We start from the raw sequence: 18,337 nt of genomic DNA on the forward strand, positions 1-18,337 counted from the left end.
GGGACGGGCGGGGGCGCTGGTGTGCCGGGTGCGGCTGCGTCAGGCGCCGGGCCTCGATGGTTCCTACGGCGGGGGGCGGTCGCGGGGTTCAGTCCGGGCGGCGGTTCGGGCGGCGGTTCGGTCCGGTCGGAGGGTTCGGAGGGGTCAGTCCGGCCGGTTCCCCGCCGCCGGAGGGGCGAGCAGGACGGCCGCGGCCCGGTCCCCGTCGGGTGTCTGCTCGACGGCGACGGCCAGCACCCGGTCGGCGTCGCCGTCCTGGAGCAGCAGTGCGGCGAGTTCGAACGCCTCGGCCGGGACCACGCCGGGTTCGGCCTCGGCCGGGCAGATCGCCACGATCGGGCCGGTCAGGCCCCAGCGCGCGGAGACGTGCCCGAGGACGGCGTTGGGGTTGGACTGGAAGAACAGCAGCGGGCCGGTCCGCTGTCCGGGTTCGGCGCTGCGCTCGATGGCCCGCGTGGTGTCGAGGTCGCCGCTCGCGCTGGCGAGCAGCAGGGCGGTCCGTCCGGGGGCGGGCGGTTCGCCGTGGTGGGCGCGCAGGCAGCGCTCCGCGGTGTCGGCGACCAGCGGGTTGAAGGCGGAGGCGGCGAAGCCGGGCAGCGGTGGCGGCGGCCCGTCCAGGCCGGGTGCGGGGCGGCGGGCCTCGGCGAGGATCCGCAGTCCGTGGGTGTGGTCGGCAGGGGTGTTCTCGGCGGTGGTCATGGCGGTGGCGGTCATCCCGGGGCCAGCAGGAGGGCGGTGTTGGCGCCGCCGAAGGCGGAGTTGAGGCTGAGGGCGTACGGCGGCCTGGCGGCGTGCGGGCCGTCCAGGACGAGGTCCAGCGCGAGGTCCGGGTCGGGGCCGAGCCAGCCGGCGTTGACCGGGAGCAGGCCGGTGCCCAACGCGCCGATGGTGACGGCGAGTTCGAGCAGTGCGGAGGCCTCCAGGGCGTGCCCGTGCACGGACTTGCTGGAGCTGACCGGCAGACGGTCGGTGTGCGGGCCGAACACCCGCCGCAGGGCGCGGGCCTCGGCCCGGTCGGCGAGGGTCGAGCCGGTGCCGTTGGCGTTGACGTAGCCGACCTCGGCCGGATCGACGCCCGCGCGGGTGAGCGCGGCCCCGATCGCCCGGGCCGTCCCGTCGCCCTCCGGTTCCGGGCGGCAGACGTGGTGGGCGTCCCCGGCCCGGCCCCAGCCGGCCAGCCGGGCGAGCGCGGGCGCGCCGCGCCGTTCGGCGGCCGGGGCGGACTCGACCAGGACGGCGGCGGCCGCGTCGGCGAGCAGGGTGCCGGTGCGGCCGGCGCTGAACGGGCGGGCCTCGCCGTCCCGGGCCAGCGCCCGTCCGGCGTCGAAGACCGCGAAGACGCCCGGTCCGACCAGGTGCCCGGCCGCGACCAGGACCCGCTCGTGCCGCCCGGCGGCGACCAGGGCCGCCGCGTCGGCGACGGCGGTCGAGGCGGCCACGCAGGCGCCGTTGTACACCCGGGTGACACCCGGCGCGCCCCACCCGGAACGGACCCCGGCGGCCACCGCGTCGGCGGTCGCCCGGGTGCGCTCGTCGCTGTGCAGGGCGAGCAGGACGGGCAGTCCGGCGCCCTCGGCGGCGGTCAGCCCGGCCTGCCCGCAGGCCTGGCCGATCGCGTCGAGCACGGCCCTGGCCAGGGGGAAGGTGCAGGCCAGGGGCACGGTGTCGGGGAACAGCGCGGCCCGGGTGGTGCGGCGGGCGCTCACGTCGAAGCGGGTGACCGGGCCGGACAGGGCCTTGCCGTGGGTGGCGGCCTCGGTGAGTACGGCGAGCCCGCGCCCGGCGGCGCTGAGCACCCCGACACCGGTGACCACCGGGCGGTCGGCCGCCCGGCCGGGCGGGCCGGAGCCCGTGCCCCCGGGGATCACGGCCGGGCGCCCGCGCGGTCGGCGAGGACGGCCTCGCGCAGCAGCCCGGTGGCGTCGTCGACGGTGCGCACCGCGCCGAAGCGGTCGTCGTCCAGGTCCAGCTGGAGTCCGTACCGCTGCTCGAACTCGGCGACGAGCCAGGTGAGTTCGAGCGACCCGAGGTCCTCGGGCACGGTGTCGACGGCGCGCTGCCCGAACGCCGCCAGCATGGTCAGGACCTCGGCCCGGTCCGGCAGGGCGTCGGGGAGCGGGGAGCCGGTCACGCGGCGCTGCCGGAGGTGGCGGCGAGGGCGTCGACCCGGCGGGCGACGTCGCCGGTGAACTCGTCCAGCGTCATCAGCGCGGTGGTCTCCATCTCGTCCAGGTCGAACTTGATCCCGAACTCGTCCTCGACCTGCACCGACAGGTCGGCCAGGGCGAGCGATTCGAGGTCCAGCCCGGCCGGGCCGAGGTCGGTGTCCCCGGTGACCTCGGAGACGTCGTACTGCATCTCGGCGAGTGCCGCCAGGACGAAGGCGCGGATGCGGTCCTGCATGGTGGGCTCCTTGTCGGGGTGGTGGTGCGAAGGGGTCGGGGCGCGAAGGGGTCGGGGCGCGGCCGGGTGCGGCCCGCGCGCCGGTGGGCGCGGTCAGCCGGCGGTCGCGGTCGCGCGCAGGGCGGCCGGGTCGCGCAGCAGCTTTCCGGTGGCGGTGCGGGGGAGGCGGTCCAGTCGGGCGAGCCGGCGCGGCCGCTTGTAGGCGGCCAGGCGGCGGGCCAGCCCGTCCTGGACGGAGGAGAGGTCGGTCCCGGGTTCGGTGGCCAGGTAGGCCTCGATCGCGCCGCCGTCGAAGACCACCACGGCCTCGCGGACGTCGGGCAGCGCGGTGAGCGCCTGCTCGACCTCGGTGAGGTCGACCTTCAGGCCGCCGATCGAGACCTGGGAGTCCAGTCGGCCGAGCACGGTGACCGGGCCGTCGGCGGCCAGCTCGGCCGCGTCCCGGGTGTGCAGCCAGCCGTCGGACCAGCGGGTCGGATCGTCCAGTCCGGGGTACGGGGAGGACTCCGTGCCGATCTGCAACTCGCCCTTCACCAGGCGCAGTCGCATGCCGTGCACGGGCCGCTTGGCAGGGTGGAGCGTACCGGAGAGGTCGGTGGCGATCACCCCGGTCTCGGTCATGCCGTACATGGTGCCGAGCGGGACGCCGTACCGCTCGGTGAACAGCGCGGGCAGTCCCGGGCGGACGAGTTCGCCCGCCACGACCATCCGCCGCAGCCGGGGCAGCGGCGGGGGAGCGACCGCCCCCGCCAGCAGTTCGGCGTGGAACGGCACCCCGATCACGGTGGTCGGCCGGTCGCTCGCGGCGACCTCGGCGAGGATGCCCGCCGCCGTCATCCGCTCCGGCACGGTGAGCGCGACCCGGGCGTGCAGGCTGTTGAGCAGCCCGCCGACCAGGCCGAGCACGTGCACCACCGAGGAGAGCAGGACGACCCGTTCGCCCTCGCCGGGGAACTCCACCAGCCTTCGGTAGCAGTCGAGTTCGCGCAGCAGATCGGTCGCGGTGCGGGCGATGACCTTGGCCGGACCGGTGGATCCGGAGCTGAGCTGGATCAACGCGTGTCCGGTGCGGGCCGGGCGCCCGTCCGCCAGTGGGACGGCCACCGGCTCGACTTCGGAGAAGCCGCGCAGGGCCGCCGCCGACCGATGGGCGGAGCCTACCAGCACCTGCGGGGCCAGCCGCGCCACCGCCGCGTCGATCTCGTGGTCGGTCAACCGGTGGTCGAGCAGGGCGACTTGGGCGCCGAGGCGCCAGCACGCCAGCAACACCGCGACGAACGCCACCGAGGGCGGCAGCCGCAGCGCCGCCGTCCCGCCGGGTCCGAGCCCGGCGGCCGACAGCCGTTCGGACTGCTCCTCGATCAGGGCGCGCAGGGCGTCCCGGTCGAGCGGTGCGCCGAGGCGCAGGCACTCCTCGCCGCCGGGTCCGGCCAGCAGCAGCCGGTCGACCCAGGAGTCCGGGGCGTCGGAGTGCGGCAGGAGGGCAGGCGGAAGTACGGAGGGGAGAAAGCCGGTCAACGCGGCTCCACACAAGTGAGGGGATTTTGACATGAACGCCGTTAACAAATCCGAACGGCCAATTCCGTGGCCAGACCTTGGCACAGACGTTTGGTCAAATCAAGGTCTATACCAATGTGGTCGTTGCTCCTACGCTGCCGAAGCAGGACCGGCCCGTGTGTGGCCGTCCTGGAACGAGGAATGCCCGTGGGACTTCTCACGCTGGCCGGGATCGAGCGTGCGGCGCACGCCCAACTCCCACCGGAAATCTGGGATTTCATCGAAGGCGGCAGCGGCGCCGAACGCACCCTGACGGCCAATCGGGAGATGTTCGGACGCCATGCGCTGCGCCCGCGCACCCTGGTCGACGTCTCCGCCTGCGACCCCGCGCTGACCCTGCTCGGCGCACCGCTGAGCCTCCCGCTCGGCATCGCCCCGATGGCCTACCACCGGCTGGTCGACCCGGAGGGGGAGACCGCCACCGCGCGCGCCGCCGGCCGGGCCGGCGCCCTGCTGGTCGCCGGCATGTTCGCCAGCCGGACGCTGGAGGAGATCGCCGCGGCCGCCACCGGCCCGCTCTGGCTCCAGCTGTACTGGCTGCGCGAACGTGCCGTCCTCGCCGCCCTGGTGGAACGCGCCGAGGCGGCCGGCTACGGCGCGCTCGTGCTGACCGTGGACGCCCCCAGGATCGGCCGCCGGCTGCGCGACCTGCGTAACGGCTTTGCCGTCCCGTCGGCCGTCCGCGCGGTCAACCTGGACCAGGCCCTGACGGCCGCCAGCCACCGCGCCACCGCCGGACGTTCGGGCATCGCCGAGCACGCCCGCGAACAGTTCGACCCCGCACTGAGCTGGACCGACCTGGCCTGGCTGCGCGAACGCACCCGGCTGCCGCTGGTCCTCAAGGGAATCCTCACCGCCGAGGACGCCCGGCTGGCCGTCGAGCACGGCGTCGACGCCGTCCTGGTCTCCAACCACGGCGGCCGCCAACTCGACGGTGCGATGCCGGCCCTGGCTGCCCTCCCCGAGGTGGTCGACGCCGTTCCCGCCGAACTGCCGGTGCTCTTCGACGGCGGCGTGCGCAGCGGTACCGACCTCGCGATCGCCCTCGCCCTCGGCGCCCGCGCCGTGCTGGTCGGCCGCCCCGCGCTCTGGGGCCTGGCCACCGACGGCGAGGCCGGGGTGCACCGGGTGCTCGACCTGCTGCGCGAGGAACTGGAGCACACCATGGCCCTGTTGGGCCGCCCCCGGCTCGCCGACCTGGACCGTACGGTCCTCGCGCCCTGGCCCTGCCCGGCCGGCTGAACCCTGGCCCCCCGTGCGGCCGTTGAACCCGTACCCCCGCGCGGCCGGCCGGGCCCGAGCCCCGCACGGCTGTTGAACCGCGCAGCCGTTGAACCGTGCAGCCGTTGAACCAAGCGGCCGTTGAACCGCACGGCCGTTGAACCGCGCCGTACCCGAACCGCGTTCTCCCCCATGGAGGTCCGACACATGACCGAGCAGAACGAACGATTCCCGGGCTGGGACTGGGACGACCCGGACGGGCTGGCTCCCCGGCTGGACGCCTTCAGCGAGCAGGTCGCCACCTGCGACACGCTCGAAGCGCACCCCGGCGGGCTGCCGCGCGACCACCAGGGCCTGCGCGAACTCGGCATCACCGGAATCGAGTTCGCCGCCTTCCGGACCGCCCACCCGGAGGGCCTCGGCACCGACCTCGCCACCCTGCGCAGCCCCGACGCCGCCACCGCGCCCGGCACTCTCTACCGGGTCGACGGCGACCGCTGGTTCACGCAGCTCGACATCGCCGAACCGCTGCCCTTCGCCGACGCCAGCGTCGACTGGGTGTACGCCGAGCACCTGATCGAGCACGTCACCATGCCGGTCGCCGTCGGCTGGCTGCGCGAGGCCCGCCGGGTGCTGCGCCCCGGCGGCGTCCTGCGCCTGACCACCCCCGACCTCGCCCGCTACCTGGTCGGCTACGCCACCGGCGACGGCTTCCTCGGCAAGCACCGGCGCCGGCTGACCACCCTCGGCTTCGGCCCGCCGATGCCCGAGCGCCCCGCCTTCCTGGTGAACCAGATCTTCCGGTACTTCGGGCACCAGTGGATCTACGACCTGGACGAGCTGCGGCACGTCCTCACCCGGGCCGGCTTCGACCCCGACGGCATCCGTCCATGCGCCTACCGGCAGGGCGCCCGTCCGGACGTCGCCGACCTCGACACGGCCTTCCGCACCGACGAGACCGTGTACGTCGAGGCAGACTGCTGAACCCGCCGCCGAGCCCCGCGCACCGAACGGATCCGCCCATGCCCCTGCACCCCCAGGCCGAGGCGCTGCGCGCCCGGCGCGCGAGCAGCGGGACCCCGCCGCTCTACACCCTCACCCTCGCCGAGGCCCGTGCCGCCGACCTCGCGGACATCCGCGCGGCGGCCGGCACGCCCGAGCCGGTCGCCGCCGTCGAGGAGCACCGCGTCCCCGGCCCCGGCGGCGAACTCGCCCTGAGGCTCTACCGCCCCGAGCCGCCCGGCCGCCGACTGCCCGCCCTGCTCTACCTGTTCGGCGGCGGCTGGACGCTCGGCTCGCCCGACACCAGCGACGCGATCTGCCGCCGGCTCACCAACGCCGTCGGCTGCGTCACCGCCTCCGTCGGCTACCGGCTCGCCCCCGAGCACCCCTTCCCCGCGGCGCTCCACGACAGCCGCGCCGCACTGCTGCAACTCGTCGAACGGGCCGAGGAGTTCGGCGTCGACCCGGACCGGATCGCTGTCGCCGGCGACAGCGCCGGCGGCAACCTCGCCGCCGCGCTCACCCTCCTGCTGCGTGCCGAGGGCGGCCCCGCCCTGCGCCACCAGCTGCTGGTCTACCCCAACACCGACCACGGCGCCGACACCCCGTCGCTGCGCGACCACGACGACCCGGCACTGTTCAACCGCCGCTCGGTGGACTGGTACTGGGGGCACTACCTGGCCGACCGGGGCGACGGCGCCAGCCCGTACGCCTCCCCGCTGCGCGCCGCCACCCTGGCCGGCCTGCCGCCCGCGACCGTGCTGACCGCCGAGTACGACCCGCTGCGGGACGAGGGCGAGCAGTACGCCGAGGCGCTGCGCGCGGCAGGGGTCCCGGTCGAGCTGCGCCGCTACCCGGGCATGCCGCACGGCTTCTTCGCCATGACCGGCACCCTGGACGACGCCGCCGAGGCCCAGGCCTTCGCGGCCGGCTGTCTCCGGGAGGCGCTGCGGTGACGGCTCCGCCCGCTCCGGGAGGCGCCGCGGCGGACCTCCGACTGGACGACCTGCACGCCTCCCTGGCCGATCCGCTGCTGGACGCGATGACCTTCCTCAACGAGGTCACCACCCGCTACCCGGACGCCGTCTCCTTCGCCCCCGGCCGCCCCTACGAGGGCTTCTTCGAGCCCGAGGACGTCCCGGCCTACCTGGAGACCTACCTCGCCCACCTGGCCGACCGCGGCCTCGGCCGGGACGCGGTGCGCACCGCGCTGTTCCAGTACGGCCCGACCAAGGGCCTCATCAACGACCTGGTCGCCCGCGCGCTGGCCAACGACGAGGGCCTGACCGTCGACCCCGGGTCCGTGGTGGTCACCGTCGGCGCCCAGGAGGGCATGCTGCTGACGCTGCGCGCCCTGTGCGCCGGCCCGGACGACGTCCTGCTGGTGAGCTCGCCCTGCTACGTCGGCGTCACCGGCGCCGCCCGGCTGCTCGACCTGACCGTCCGCCCCGTCCCCGAGGGCCCGGACGGCGGCCCCGACCCGGCGGCGGTCCGCGCCGCCGCCCGCGCGGTGCGGGCCGAGGGGCGCCGTCCGCGCGCCCTCTACGTCGTCCCGGACTTCGCCAACCCCTCCGGCACCAGCATGCCGGTCGCGGCCCGCACCGGGCTGCTGGAGGCCGCGGCCGAGGAGGGCGTGCTCGTCGTCGAGGACAACCCGTACGGCTTCTTCTCCCGCACCCCGGGGCAGCGGCCCACCCTCAAGGCGCTGGACCGCCGCCGCCAGGTCGTCTACCTGGGCTCGTTCGCCAAGACCTGCTTCCCCGGGGCCCGCCTCGGCTACGTGGTCGCCGACCAGGAGGTGGCCGGCCCCGACGGGCGGCGCAGCCTGCTCGTGGACGAGCTGGCCAAGCTGAAGAGCATGACGACGGTCAACACGCCCGCGCTCAGCCAGGCCGTCATCGGCGGCATGCTGCTGACCCACGACTGCCGCCTGCGGGCCGCCAACGCCCCTGCCACGGCCCACTACGCGGCGGGCATGGACACCCTGCTGCGGGAGCTGGACCGGCACTTCCCGGCCTCCGTGCGGCGCCGGCTGGGCATCTCCTGGACCCGGCCGGACGGCGGCTTCTTCGCCGTGCTGACGGTGCCGTTCGTCGCCGACGAGGCGGCCATGGAGCGCTGCGCGCGCGACCACGGGGTGCTCTGGACGCCGATGGCGCCGTTCTACCCGGCGGGCGGCGGCGAGCACCGGCTGCGGCTGTCCGTCAGCTCGCTGACGCAGGCGCAGATCATCGACGGCGTGGCGAAGCTGGCGGCCTTCCTGACCGCCTGAGTCCGCTACGGGGACGACGGAGGGGCCCGGCTCATCGCGAGCCGGGCCCCTCCGTGCCGTCCGTCAGCGCACCCGGGTGGAGAACAGCCGGGCCGACCAGTACACCGCCAGGACGGTCATCACCGTGACCACCAGCAGCCCCTGCCAGACCACGTCGTCCCCGGCGTGCCCGGAGAACAGCGCGCGCATGCCCTCCACCGCCCAGTAGAAGGGGTTCCACCTGGCCGCCTGCTGCTGCCACTCCGGCGCCAGGGTGAGCGGCAGCAGCACCCCGGACAGCAGCGCGATCGGCTGCGCGATGGTGTTGACCACCGGCGACATCGCCGCGTCGGTCGGCACCATCAGCGCGATGCCGAAGGAGATCGCCGAGGTCATCAGCGCCAGCAGGCCCAGCAGCAGGTAGGCGAGCAGCAGGTTCAGCGGGCTCACCCGCAGCCCGAACGGCAGCGCGATCAGGGTGATCAGGACGGCCTGCACCAGCAGCGCCACCATCTCCCGCATCGCCCGCCCGAGCAGCAGCGCCAGCCGGCTCACCGGGGTCACCCGCGAGCGCTCGATGATGCCGGACCTGAGCTCGCCGAGCAGGCTGAAGCCGGTGTACAGCCCGCCGAAGATGCACAGCACCGCCAACAGGCCCGGTACGTACACCTGGTAGACGTCGGCGTAGCTGCGCGCGCCTTCCGAGGCGAGCACCTTCTTCAGCAGCGGGGCGAACAGCAGGAGGTAGAACACGGGCTGGATGATGCCGACGGCGATCCAGATCGGGGTGCGGATCATGAGCAGCAGCTGGCGCTGGAAGACCAGCCAGGTGTCGCGGGCGAGCTTCACGGTCTCCCCAGGGAGGTGTGCGGGGCCGGGTGGTGCGGGTCCGGGTGGTGCGGGGGTGGGACTGCCGCGGCGGGCGGCCGCTGCGGGTCAGGACTGCCGCGGCGGGCGCCCGGTGCGGGGTCAGGACTGCTGCAACGAGCGCCCGGTGCGGGCCAGGAACACGTCGTCCAGGCTGGGCCGTTGGAGCTGCACGGTGCCGGGCGTCAGGCCCGCCGCGTCCAGCGCGCGCAGCAGCTGGGGGATGGCGGCGGCGCCGTCCTCCAGGTACAGCCGCAGCCCCTCGTCGCCGTTCTGCTCCAGCCGGTGCAGGTACGGCTGCGGGCGCAGCACCGCGGCCGCGCGCTCGAAGGCGGCCTCCGCGGCGTCCAGCCCGACCAGCACGACGTCGCCGGAGATCTCGCGCTTGAGCGCCTCGGGGGTGCCCTCGGCCACCACCTGGCCGTGGTCGACGATGGCGACCCGGTCGCAGAGCGCGTCGGCCTCGTCCAGGTAGTGGGTGGTGACGACCACCGTCATGCCCTCGGTGCGCAGCCGGCGGATCTCCTCCCAGACGTACGCCCGGCTGGCCGGGTCCAGCCCGACCGTGGGCTCGTCCAGGAACAGCACCCGCGGCTGGTGGATCACCCCGAGCGCGATGTCCACCCGGCGGCGCTGGCCGCCGGAGTAGGTGGCGCACGGGCGGTCTCCGAACCCGGTCAGGTCGAAGGCCTTGAGCGCGTCCGCGGCGGCCTGGCCGGCCTGTGCCTTGGCCGCGCCGTACATCCGGGCCTGGAGCACCAGTTCCTCGCGGGCGCTGACGTTGTCGGTGGTGCCGCCGCCCTGGGCGACGTAGCCGATCCGGCGGCGGACCCCGGCGGGGTCGGTGAACAGGTCGGCCCCGGCGATGACGGCCTGTCCGCCGTCGGGGCGGATCAGGGTGGCCAGCATGCGCAGGGTGGTGGTCTTCCCGGCGCCGTTGGGGCCGAGGAAGCCGTAGATCTCGCCGGCGGCGACCGACAGGTCGATGCCGCGGACGGCGTCGACGGTGGTGTCGTCGCCGCCGCGGCGGGAGGTCTTCTTGCGGTAGGACTTGCGCAGTCCCGTGGTCTCGATCAACGGGAACTCCCGTGCGGGGATGGGCTGCCACGGCACCTGGGAAGGCGGGGCCCGGCACCTGCGGAGGGCGGTGCCGCTGCGACACCCTAGGGCGAACCCCGCCCCGGAAACAATGGCCTAGACCAATGGACGTGCGGTCTCCCGGTCTGCTACAGGGCGCCGGCCCGGGCCCGTTCGGCCGAGCGCCTCCAGCCGGTCCGCCGCGACCACCGCACCGCCCCCGGCCAGCAGTTCCGCGCCGACCTGAACCGCCCGCCGCCGGTACTCCGTGGAGTCGAGTACGGCCCGCAGCGCGCCCGCCAGCCGTTCCGGCGAGACGCGCGCGAACGGCACCCGCAGCCCCGCGCCGGCCGCCGCCACCTGGTCGGCCACGACCGGCTGGTCGTGCCGGATCGGCGCGGTGACCAGCGGCAGGCCGTGCGCCAGCGCCTCGCCCACGGTGTTCATCCCGCCGTGGCAGAGCACCGCGTCCAGCTCGCCGCGCGCCATCAGCTCCAGCACCGGCGCCCGGTCCACCGCCACGGCCCGGGGCGGGAGTTCGGGCAGCAGCCCGCGCGGCGCGGCGAACACCGGCTGCACGTCGCCGCCGCACAGCTCCAGCGCCCGGACGGACCGGGCCAGGAAGTCCGCGCCCAGCTCGCCGGCCAGCGTGCCCATGGTGACCAGCACCCGCCGCCGGCCGGGCAGCAGCCGCTCCCACGGGAAGTCCGGGTCGTGCGGCCGTACCGACAGCACCGGCCCGACCAGCGCGTGCTCCGGCGGCGGGGCCGAACCGGTCAGCGCCGGACCGGTGGTCGCCAGCACCAGGGCGGGGGAGAAGCGCGGGTCCAGGTACTCCTCCGGAGGCAGCGCGGCACGCTCCCACAGCCCGCGCAGCAGCCCGGCCATCCAGGCCTCGACCTGCGGCAACGCCCGGTAGGGGCGCCCCAGTTCCATCGCCCCCGGCGCGAAGGACGCCCACGGCAGCCCATGCCGGTGCGCGACCAGCGCGCCCGCCGGGGTGTGCTGGTCGACCAGCAGGACGTCCGGCCGCCACTCCCGCACGATCGCGTCCAGCGGCTTCGCGGTGAACCGCGCGTACGGGACGATGAAGCCCTCCCAGAGCGTGCGCAGCGCGGCCAGCCCGTGCCCGCCCTGGGCCCGGAACGCCCGGGTGCCGGTGCCGAGCACCTCGGCGTGCGGGCCGAGCAGTGGGCGCAGCACGGACTCGGTGCCGGTCCAGGCGACCTGGTGGCCGCGCGCGGTCAGCTCGGCGGCGATGCCCGCGGCCGGGTTGACGTGGCCGGTCAACGGCGGCATCACCAGCAGGAACCGGGTCATCGCGCGTCCTCCTCGGGGAGCAGTCGCCGCAGGTCGGCGACGGTCAGGGCCTCCAGGGCGGCCAGGTCCAGCCCGGCGCGCAGCGCGGCCAGGTCGGCCCGCGGACCGAAGCGCTCGCGCAGCCGTAGCGACAGGTCGGCGAGTTCGGCCTCGTCCAGCAGCAGGTCGCCGTCCAGTCGGGCGTCCGGGGTGACGTGGCGCGCCCAGTCGGGCGGCGCGCCGGCCGCCTCGACCAGCAGGGCCACCAGCTCCGGGTCCAACGGGGCGTCGGGGCGGAGGGGTTCAGGGTTCGGCATGAGAGATCTCCCACCTGCTCGACGGCACGGGGGTGAACGCGGCCGCACCGGAACGCAGTTGGCGGCTTCCGGGGAGCGGCGGCGACGGTGGAGGGGCCCGGGATCACTTGTGCGACCCGGCGGGCGTCGGAATACTAGCCCGGGTGACCGCACTGGAGGCAGTGGCCGTCCACCTCCCCCCACACGCCGTTCCCATCGAGGCGGTGGGCGAGCGCATCGGCCTGACCCCACGTCAACTCCGTCTCTTCCGCCGCTTCCACGGCCTGGACCAGCTACGTCTGGATCCGACCGGGACGCTGCCCGACCTGCTCGAAGCCGCCCTGGACAACCTGCCGGAGCTGCGCGGACGCGAACGCGACGTCCGCTTCGTGATCCATGCCCGCAGCATGCCGGTGGCGGTGCCCCATCCGCTCAACCCGCTGCACGACCTGCTCGAAACCCGTGGCCTGGCGCACACCAACGCCTTCACGGTGACCCACCACGCCTGCGCGGTGGGCCTGCTGGCCATCGACCTGGCCGGCCGGCTGCTCGCGGCCGAACCCGACCCGGCGGCGCTCGCCCTGGTGCTGACCGGCGAGAAGACCTTCACCAGGGACGCCCAGGTGGTGCCCGAGACCGGCATCTTCGCCGAGGGCGCGGCCGCCTGCCTGGTCAGCGCCGACGGCGAGCGCCACCGGATGCTCTCCTTCGCGGTGCGCCAACGCCCGGAGTTCGACGGCCGGCTGGCCGAGGATCCGGACCTGCTCGCCCGCTACCAGCGCGAGTACCCGAACGTGATGGTGGAGGCGATCGAGGCCGCCCTGGACCAGGCCGGTCTGGACCTCTCCGACCTGGCGGCGATCCTGCCGCACAACGTCAACCAGGCGTCCTGGCGGATGATCGCGCGCCGGATCGGCTATCCGGTCGAGAAAGTCGTGCTGGACAACGTGCGGTCGGTCGGGCACAGTTTCGCCTCAGACAGCCTCATCAATCTCCACACCGCCACCACGCGGGGGCTGCTCCGCCGCGGCGACCACTACCTGATCGCCGCCGCCGGTGTCGGAGCCACGTTCTCCGCGATGGCCATGCGGTACTGACGGCCCGCCGACTCCTCCGGCGGCCGTCGTCCGCACAGCGACGCCGTATATCCCACACCACCCCAGAGCCCCGGGGCGCCTGCAAGCCCCGGAGCACACATCCCACGTACGACGGGACGGGACACCCATGTCAGAAGCCGCGGTCCAGACCACCGACCCCGAACTGCGCGAGCGCATCCTGCACGGCATCGGCGAGCTCCTGCCGCGCGTCCTCAAGCGCGAACTGCCCGAGATCCCGCAGGACGCCTGCCTCTTCGACGACCTCGGCCTCACCTCGGCCGGCACCATCGAGCTGATCCTGGAGCTGGAGGAGTCGCTCGACATCCAGGTGGACGTCGAGCAGATCACTGAGGACGACCTGCGGTCGGTCACCAGGCTGGCCGACTACGTCGCCGGGCACGTCATCCCCGAGGACTGACCGGGTGGCCCCCGGTCCCACCGGTCTGCGGATCACCCGGGTGCTCGCCCGCCGCTCCGACGGCCGCTCGGAGACCTCGCTCGACCCGGACCTGCGGGTCTTCGTCTCCGACCTCGTCCGCCCCTACGGCCTGCCGCTGCGCGAGGACTTGCTCGGCGAGGGCGTCGGCCACTCCTACGAGGAGTTGGCCGCCGGACCGCTGCGCGAGGCGCTGGCCGAGGACGAGCCGGCGGACCTGCTGATCCTGGCCTTCGACACCCCGGACGTCCGGCCCGGCGCACCGTCCTCGCTGGCGCTCAGCCGGTCCGTCCCGGGGAGCCCGCTCTCCTTCGCGGTCTGCGACCAGGGCGGCGCGGCGGCCTTCACCGCGCTGCGGCTGGCCGCCGCCCACCAGCGCACCGGCACCTGCCGCCGGGCCGTGGTGGTGCTCGCCGAACAGAGCGCGCTGCACTACGAACCGTCCGGGCCGGTGCCGTTGCCGGAGCGGCACGCGGTGGTGGTGCTGGTCTGCGAGGAGGCCCCCGGCGACGGTCTGGCCGTCCGGCAGACCCGGGGCGAGGCCTCCCCGGCGGAGGCGGTCCGGGCCGAGGCCGAGAAGCTCGGGCCGGAGGCGGCGCTCCTGCTCGGCCCCGGCTTCGGCGCCGGGGAGCCCCCGCCGGCCCAGCCGTTCACCGGACTCTGGGCGGAGCTGGCCGACCACCTCCCGCGCTGGCGGGCGGACGGCCGGCCCGCGCTGCTGGCCGGGTACGACCGCCGGCTCGGCGTGCTCAGCACGCTGGCCCTGCCGTGACGGCGATCGACCTCTGGCTGATCGATACGCGTCAACCAGCTGTGCCGGCCGCTGAGTTGTGGCCGCTGCTCGACCCGGACGAACGTGCCCGGGCGGCGCGGATGGACCCAGGGGCGGGCGAGCGCTTCACCGTGGTGCGCGGCGCCGTCCGGCGGCTGGTCGCCGCCCGGCTCGGCGTGCCCCCGGCCGCACTGGTCTGGCGGTACGGTCCGCACGGCAAGCCCGAGCCCGTGGCGGCCGGTGGGCTGCGGGTCAGCTGGTCTGCCTCGGGGGCGTTCGCGGCGCTGGCCCTCGCCGAGGGGCGGGCGGTCGGCGTCGACGTCGAGCGGCTCCACGACCCCCGGACGGCCGAGCGGATGGCCGCCCGCTGGTTCCCGTCCGAGGAGGCGCGGTTCGTCGCCGAGCCCGTCGAACCGGCCGCGCGGGCGGCGCGGTTCACCGCCCTGTGGTGCCGCCGCGAGGCCTGCGTCAAGGCGTACGGCGGGCGGCTCGCGCAGTCCTTCGGCGTGCCCGTGGGCGGCCCCTCGCCGGTGCTGGTGGCCGACCCGGGCGGGCTCGGCACCGGTCCGTCCCGGCTCCGCGACGTTCCCGTGGCGGAGCCGTTCCGGGCTGCCGTGGCGGCCCTCGGGGAATCGCCGATACATGTCAACTGCCGTGTTTGGAAAGAAAATTGACGATGGATCGGGCCCGTCGAGGTTTGGTCTGGACCAGCTCGCGAGGGCGCTGGTAGCGTCCCGGTCACACCCCCTGCCGAACCCTCCCCGGCCCTCCCCGGCGAGCCGAAAGGCGCGTACGACGTGACACCGCAGGACGCCCCACCGAACGATCCGACGTCACTCGGCGCGACACCGCGCGGCACGACAGCGACCCCCAGGCGGATCACCGTCCGGTACGCCGTCGAGGGCGGCGGCTCCGGCCCGCTCACCCGGGGCCAGGGCAACATGGTCCTCTGCATCCGGCGCGACCCGCCCGAGGGGATCAACAAGGACTCCGTCTGGCCGGTGCCCGACGGCGTCTCGGTCCCCGCCGGGCTGGTCGCCCTGCGCCTGCTGGTCGAACGCCACGAGTCGCTGCGGACCTCCTTCCCCGCGGGCCCCGGCCCGGACGGCTTCCCGGACCGCCAGGTGGTGCACCGGAACGGCCGGTTCGCCGTCACGGTGGTCGAGGCCGGCGGTCGGAGCGAGGCCGAACTGGACGTGCTGGCCGCCGAGTTGGGCCGGGCGGATGTCGCCGTCCCGGTGCCCCTCGACGCTCCGCCGCGGGTCCGGTTCACCATGCTCGCCGCGGGCGAGCGGCTGCTGCGGCTGGTCGCCGTGGTCTGCCACGCGGGTGCCGACGGCGCCGCCACCGCGGTGCTGATCCAGGACTGGCACGCCCTCGCCGCCGGGAAGGAGCTGCCGCCGGTCACCGCTCCGACCCCGCTGGAGGTCGCCGTCGCGGAGCAGAGCGCCCAGGGCCGCCGCAGGGCCGCGGCCGCGCTGCGGCACTGGGCCCGGGTCCTGACCGCCGGCCCGCAGGTCGTCTTCGCCGACGCGCGGATCACCGGCCCGCCCGGCGACCACAGCGCCCTGCTGGTCCGCTCGCGCACCGCCGCGGACCACCTCGCCGCCGTCTGCCGGCGCACCGGCGCCAGTCCGTCGGTCGTCCTGCTCGCCGCCTTCGCCGCGCTGGTCGCCCACCGCTCCGGCCGCCGCGAGCTGGTGTTCTCGGCGCTCTCCGCCAACCGCCAGCGCGCCGCCCTGATCGACCACGTGGGCACCCTCGCGCAGGACGCGCTGGTCCTGCTCGACACCGGCGCGGCCGACCTCGACCAGCTGATCGGCCGCGCCAAGTCCGCCTCGCTGAGCGCCTACTGGCACAGCACCCTGGACGCCCAGCAGGTCTGGCAGCTGGTGGACGACGCCGCCCACCTGCGCGGGGCCCGGTTCTCCCGCCAGGTGGTCGTCAACGACCTGAGCCTCACCATCCCGGCCGCCGTCGCCGACGCCCAGCCGCCCCCGGCCGTCGACCCCGAACTCACCGTCCTGCCCGCCCCGCCGCTGCCGGTCCGGCTGATGTTCACCATCCTGCGGATCACCGGCAGCCTCGACTTCGCCCTGATCGCCTGCCCCCAGGTGCTCGACCCCGAGGAGACCGAGGGCTTCGCCCGGGCCCTGCCGGCCCTGCTCGCGGCCGCCGCCGAGGGCCCGGTGCTGCTGTCCGACCTGCCGGCCGTGCTCGGCCCGCCGGGGGGTGGCCGGAGCGGCGAATGGCGGCTGGTCGACGGTGCCTGGATCGACCTCGCGGCCGTCCGCGAACTGCTGCGGACCGCCCTCGGGGAGCACCGACTCTCCGAGGAGGAGGGGAAGTTGGTGGTGGAGCTGGCGACCGTTGACCCCTCGTTCGGCCCGGTCGAGGCCCACCGTGCGGTGGTCGCCGCCCTACCCGGACGCGACACGGCGATGGCGCCGCACCACTATGTCGTCCGGTACGCCGCTCCGGCGGGGGAGCGGACCGAGGCGGGCAGCGGGCGCGACCCGGCCGTCGCCGCCCGGCTGTCCGTGCTCACCTGAAGGGATGATCACGGCGGCCCCAACGGCGCTCACCCCCACGGGTCGTCGTGATCATCCACCGGGTCCCACGGAAGGTCCTCCCAGGAACAGGCGGACGTCGCCCCCGAGGTGAGCCCCCAGGGGCTCGGCACCTCCTCCTCGCCGCCGTCCTGCACCGGCAGCCGGTCGATCACCGCGACCAGGGCGGGCGGCAGCTGCGGGGCCAGCCCGTGGTGCACCCGGGCGAGGATGTCGCGCCGCACGTCGTCCGGCAGCAGCGGCCGGTTCATCCGCAACGCCCGTGGACCGGGCGGCCGTTCGGCCGTGGCCAGCTGGTCCGACCAGGCCCGCCAGTAGTCGGCGTCGTCGGTCTCGCCGAGCATCAGGTGGTGCAGGTGCAGGCAGTACGCGGCCGTCCCGCTGCCCGAGCCGGCCGCGAAGCGCCACCAGAACTCGGCGCCCTCCTCCTTGCCGGTCGCGTACAGCAGCGCGCCGAACACCTCGGCCCCCTCCGGCTGGATCCGGCGCGCATTCACCAGCAGGTCGAGTCCGTGCGAGGCGTCCGGCGCGCCCAGCACCAGGGCCACCACCAGGCCGAGTTCGAACGCCGCCTGCTCGTGCTCCGAGGGCAGGTGCGCGGGCGCGGCCGTGAGGCGCGCCCGGCGCACGGCGGCGATCCGCTCCGCATGGGCGCGTTCGGGCCGCGGGACGCGGAACACCGTGCGCCCGCCGTCGGCCCGGCCCGGTCCGTCCGGGGCCCGGTCCTCCGGTGCCGCCGTCACAGCTCCCCGCCGCCGTCCGGGAGTTCGCCCACCCCGAGCCGGCGGGCCAGCCTCTCCCGGGCGTGCCGGAGGTTGGAGTGCACCGTCGCCACCGGCCGCCCCAGGTACGCCGCGATCACCTTGACATGCAGGCCGAGCAGGTACCGCAGGATCACCACGTCCCGCTGCCGGTCCGGCAGTTCGAGGATCGCCGCGTACAGCCGCACCTCGTCCGCCTCGCTGTGCAGCAGCCCCTTCGCCACCTGCTTGAAGGCGCCGATCACCGCCGCGAAGGTGACCGCCTCCACCTCGACCGGCTCCTCGGAGGCCACCCAGTCCGCGACGTGCCGATTGGCCAACCGCCAGGCGTACGCGGCCGGTTCCTCGAACCGGAGCACCTGCGACCAGCAGCGGGCCAGGTCGGCCTTCACCGCCGAGACCACCAGCTCCGCGTCGGACTGGCTGCCTATCCGGGTCAGGGCCAGGGCGCGCCAGGCGGGTTCGTGGGTCTCGCAGAAGGCCGCGTAGGGGAGGCCCAGGCGAAGTTCGGGGTCGGAGCGGAGTCCGGGGTCGGTGTCGGCCGTCGGCTCCGCCGCCGTCCCGTGGAGGTACGCCACGGCCGTTCCGCCCCGGTGCCTGCGCGTCGGGGCGCCCCTGTCGATCGTCATCGGGCCTGCTTTCCGTGGCCGCCGGCTGCGCACCGGGCCACCCGAGGGTCGGGCTGTCTGCGCCCATCCTCATTCCATCAGGCCTGTCACTCCAGGCTG

General features: G+C 75.2%; 20 protein-coding genes. 9 read left to right on the forward strand and 11 right to left on the reverse strand.

Annotation, left to right across the window (positions count from 1 at the left end):
* Positions 1-144: 144 nt before the first annotated feature.
* From ACWDCZ_RS12220 to ACWDCZ_RS12240, 5 genes are all read right to left on the reverse strand, one after another.
* Positions 145-714: a beta-ketoacyl synthase N-terminal-like domain-containing protein gene (locus ACWDCZ_RS12220; RefSeq protein WP_449815892.1), complete on the reverse strand. Its 570-nt coding sequence runs from the start codon at positions 712-714 to the stop codon at positions 145-147.
* Positions 711-1,868, reverse strand: a complete 1,158-nt coding sequence (locus ACWDCZ_RS12225) for a beta-ketoacyl synthase N-terminal-like domain-containing protein (RefSeq protein WP_380737247.1) — start codon at positions 1,866-1,868, stop codon at positions 711-713. Before ACWDCZ_RS12225 ends, ACWDCZ_RS12220 begins: the two co-directional genes overlap by 4 nt.
* Positions 1,865-2,131, reverse strand: a complete 267-nt coding sequence (locus ACWDCZ_RS12230; protein ID WP_074004875.1) for a hypothetical protein — start codon at positions 2,129-2,131, stop codon at positions 1,865-1,867. The genes ACWDCZ_RS12225 and ACWDCZ_RS12230 overlap by 4 nt, the downstream gene beginning before the upstream one ends.
* Complete coding sequence (locus tag ACWDCZ_RS12235) at positions 2,128-2,403, reverse strand: acyl carrier protein (protein WP_049653814.1); 276 nt, start codon at positions 2,401-2,403, stop codon at positions 2,128-2,130. The genes ACWDCZ_RS12230 and ACWDCZ_RS12235 overlap by 4 nt, the downstream gene beginning before the upstream one ends.
* 93 nt (positions 2,404-2,496) lie before the next feature.
* Complete coding sequence (locus ACWDCZ_RS12240) at positions 2,497-3,921, reverse strand: class I adenylate-forming enzyme family protein (protein WP_449815893.1); 1,425 nt, start codon at positions 3,919-3,921, stop codon at positions 2,497-2,499.
* A 180-nt stretch (positions 3,922-4,101) separates the two neighbouring features.
* Here ACWDCZ_RS12240 and ACWDCZ_RS12245 point away from each other — a divergent pair, with 180 nt between their 5' ends.
* The 4 genes from ACWDCZ_RS12245 (at position 4,102) to ACWDCZ_RS12260 (ending at position 8,455) form a co-directional block, all read left to right on the forward strand.
* A complete protein-coding gene (locus ACWDCZ_RS12245; RefSeq protein WP_387826426.1) occupies positions 4,102-5,202 on the forward strand; it encodes an alpha-hydroxy acid oxidase in 1,101 nt (366 codons plus the stop codon).
* Between the two features lie 186 nt (positions 5,203-5,388).
* The gene (locus ACWDCZ_RS12250; RefSeq protein WP_074004873.1) at positions 5,389-6,165 is read left to right on the forward strand and encodes a class I SAM-dependent methyltransferase; all 777 of its coding nucleotides are present in this window, start codon (positions 5,389-5,391) and stop codon (positions 6,163-6,165) included.
* A gap of 38 nt (positions 6,166-6,203) precedes the next feature.
* Complete coding sequence (locus ACWDCZ_RS12255; protein WP_074004872.1) at positions 6,204-7,139, forward strand: alpha/beta hydrolase; 936 nt, start codon at positions 6,204-6,206, stop codon at positions 7,137-7,139.
* Positions 7,136-8,455 carry an aminotransferase-like domain-containing protein gene (locus ACWDCZ_RS12260; RefSeq protein ID WP_449815895.1) on the forward strand — a complete coding sequence of 440 codons (1,320 nt, stop codon included), beginning with the start codon at positions 7,136-7,138 and terminating at the stop codon, positions 8,453-8,455. Before ACWDCZ_RS12255 ends, ACWDCZ_RS12260 begins: the two co-directional genes overlap by 4 nt.
* A gap of 63 nt (positions 8,456-8,518) precedes the next feature.
* Here the strand turns inward: ACWDCZ_RS12260 and ACWDCZ_RS12265 are convergent, their stop codons facing one another.
* From ACWDCZ_RS12265 to ACWDCZ_RS12280, 4 genes are all read right to left on the reverse strand, one after another.
* The gene (locus tag ACWDCZ_RS12265; RefSeq protein WP_074004870.1) at positions 8,519-9,283 is read right to left on the reverse strand and encodes an ABC transporter permease; all 765 of its coding nucleotides are present in this window, start codon (positions 9,281-9,283) and stop codon (positions 8,519-8,521) included.
* A 120-nt stretch (positions 9,284-9,403) separates the two neighbouring features.
* Positions 9,404-10,378 carry an ATP-binding cassette domain-containing protein gene (locus ACWDCZ_RS12270; RefSeq protein WP_049653828.1) on the reverse strand — a complete coding sequence of 325 codons (975 nt, stop codon included), beginning with the start codon at positions 10,376-10,378 and terminating at the stop codon, positions 9,404-9,406.
* Positions 10,379-10,495: 117 nt separating this feature from the next.
* The gene (locus ACWDCZ_RS12275) at positions 10,496-11,698 is read right to left on the reverse strand and encodes a glycosyltransferase (protein WP_449815896.1); all 1,203 of its coding nucleotides are present in this window, start codon (positions 11,696-11,698) and stop codon (positions 10,496-10,498) included.
* Positions 11,695-11,994 carry a hypothetical protein gene (locus ACWDCZ_RS12280; protein WP_449815897.1) on the reverse strand — a complete coding sequence of 100 codons (300 nt, stop codon included), beginning with the start codon at positions 11,992-11,994 and terminating at the stop codon, positions 11,695-11,697. Before ACWDCZ_RS12280 ends, ACWDCZ_RS12275 begins: the two co-directional genes overlap by 4 nt.
* A gap of 143 nt (positions 11,995-12,137) precedes the next feature.
* Here ACWDCZ_RS12280 and ACWDCZ_RS12285 point away from each other — a divergent pair, with 143 nt between their 5' ends.
* From ACWDCZ_RS12285 to ACWDCZ_RS12305, 5 genes are all read left to right on the forward strand, one after another.
* Positions 12,138-13,070: a 3-oxoacyl-[acyl-carrier-protein] synthase III C-terminal domain-containing protein gene (locus tag ACWDCZ_RS12285; protein WP_449815899.1), complete on the forward strand. Its 933-nt coding sequence runs from the start codon at positions 12,138-12,140 to the stop codon at positions 13,068-13,070.
* A gap of 127 nt (positions 13,071-13,197) precedes the next feature.
* A complete protein-coding gene (locus ACWDCZ_RS12290) occupies positions 13,198-13,488 on the forward strand; it encodes a phosphopantetheine-binding protein (protein WP_049653836.1) in 291 nt (96 codons plus the stop codon).
* Positions 13,489-13,492: 4 nt separating this feature from the next.
* Positions 13,493-14,278 carry a hypothetical protein gene (locus ACWDCZ_RS12295; RefSeq protein WP_449815901.1) on the forward strand — a complete coding sequence of 262 codons (786 nt, stop codon included), beginning with the start codon at positions 13,493-13,495 and terminating at the stop codon, positions 14,276-14,278.
* Entirely contained in the window at positions 14,275-14,952 is a 678-nt protein-coding gene (locus ACWDCZ_RS12300) for a 4'-phosphopantetheinyl transferase family protein (RefSeq protein WP_449815902.1), read from the forward strand. Before ACWDCZ_RS12295 ends, ACWDCZ_RS12300 begins: the two co-directional genes overlap by 4 nt.
* A 123-nt stretch (positions 14,953-15,075) precedes the next feature.
* The gene (locus tag ACWDCZ_RS12305) at positions 15,076-16,830 is read left to right on the forward strand and encodes a condensation domain-containing protein (protein ID WP_449815903.1); all 1,755 of its coding nucleotides are present in this window, start codon (positions 15,076-15,078) and stop codon (positions 16,828-16,830) included.
* Between the two features lie 29 nt (positions 16,831-16,859).
* Here the strand turns inward: ACWDCZ_RS12305 and ACWDCZ_RS12310 are convergent, their stop codons facing one another.
* On the reverse strand, positions 16,860-17,591 hold the full coding sequence (locus ACWDCZ_RS12310) for a hypothetical protein (protein WP_449815905.1): 732 nt from the start codon (positions 17,589-17,591) through the stop codon (positions 16,860-16,862).
* Complete coding sequence (locus ACWDCZ_RS12315; protein ID WP_449815906.1) at positions 17,588-18,238, reverse strand: RNA polymerase sigma factor; 651 nt, start codon at positions 18,236-18,238, stop codon at positions 17,588-17,590. The genes ACWDCZ_RS12310 and ACWDCZ_RS12315 overlap by 4 nt, the downstream gene beginning before the upstream one ends.
* Positions 18,239-18,337: the final 99 nt, after the last annotated feature.

It is taken from the genome of Kitasatospora sp. NPDC001225, assembly GCF_053597855.1.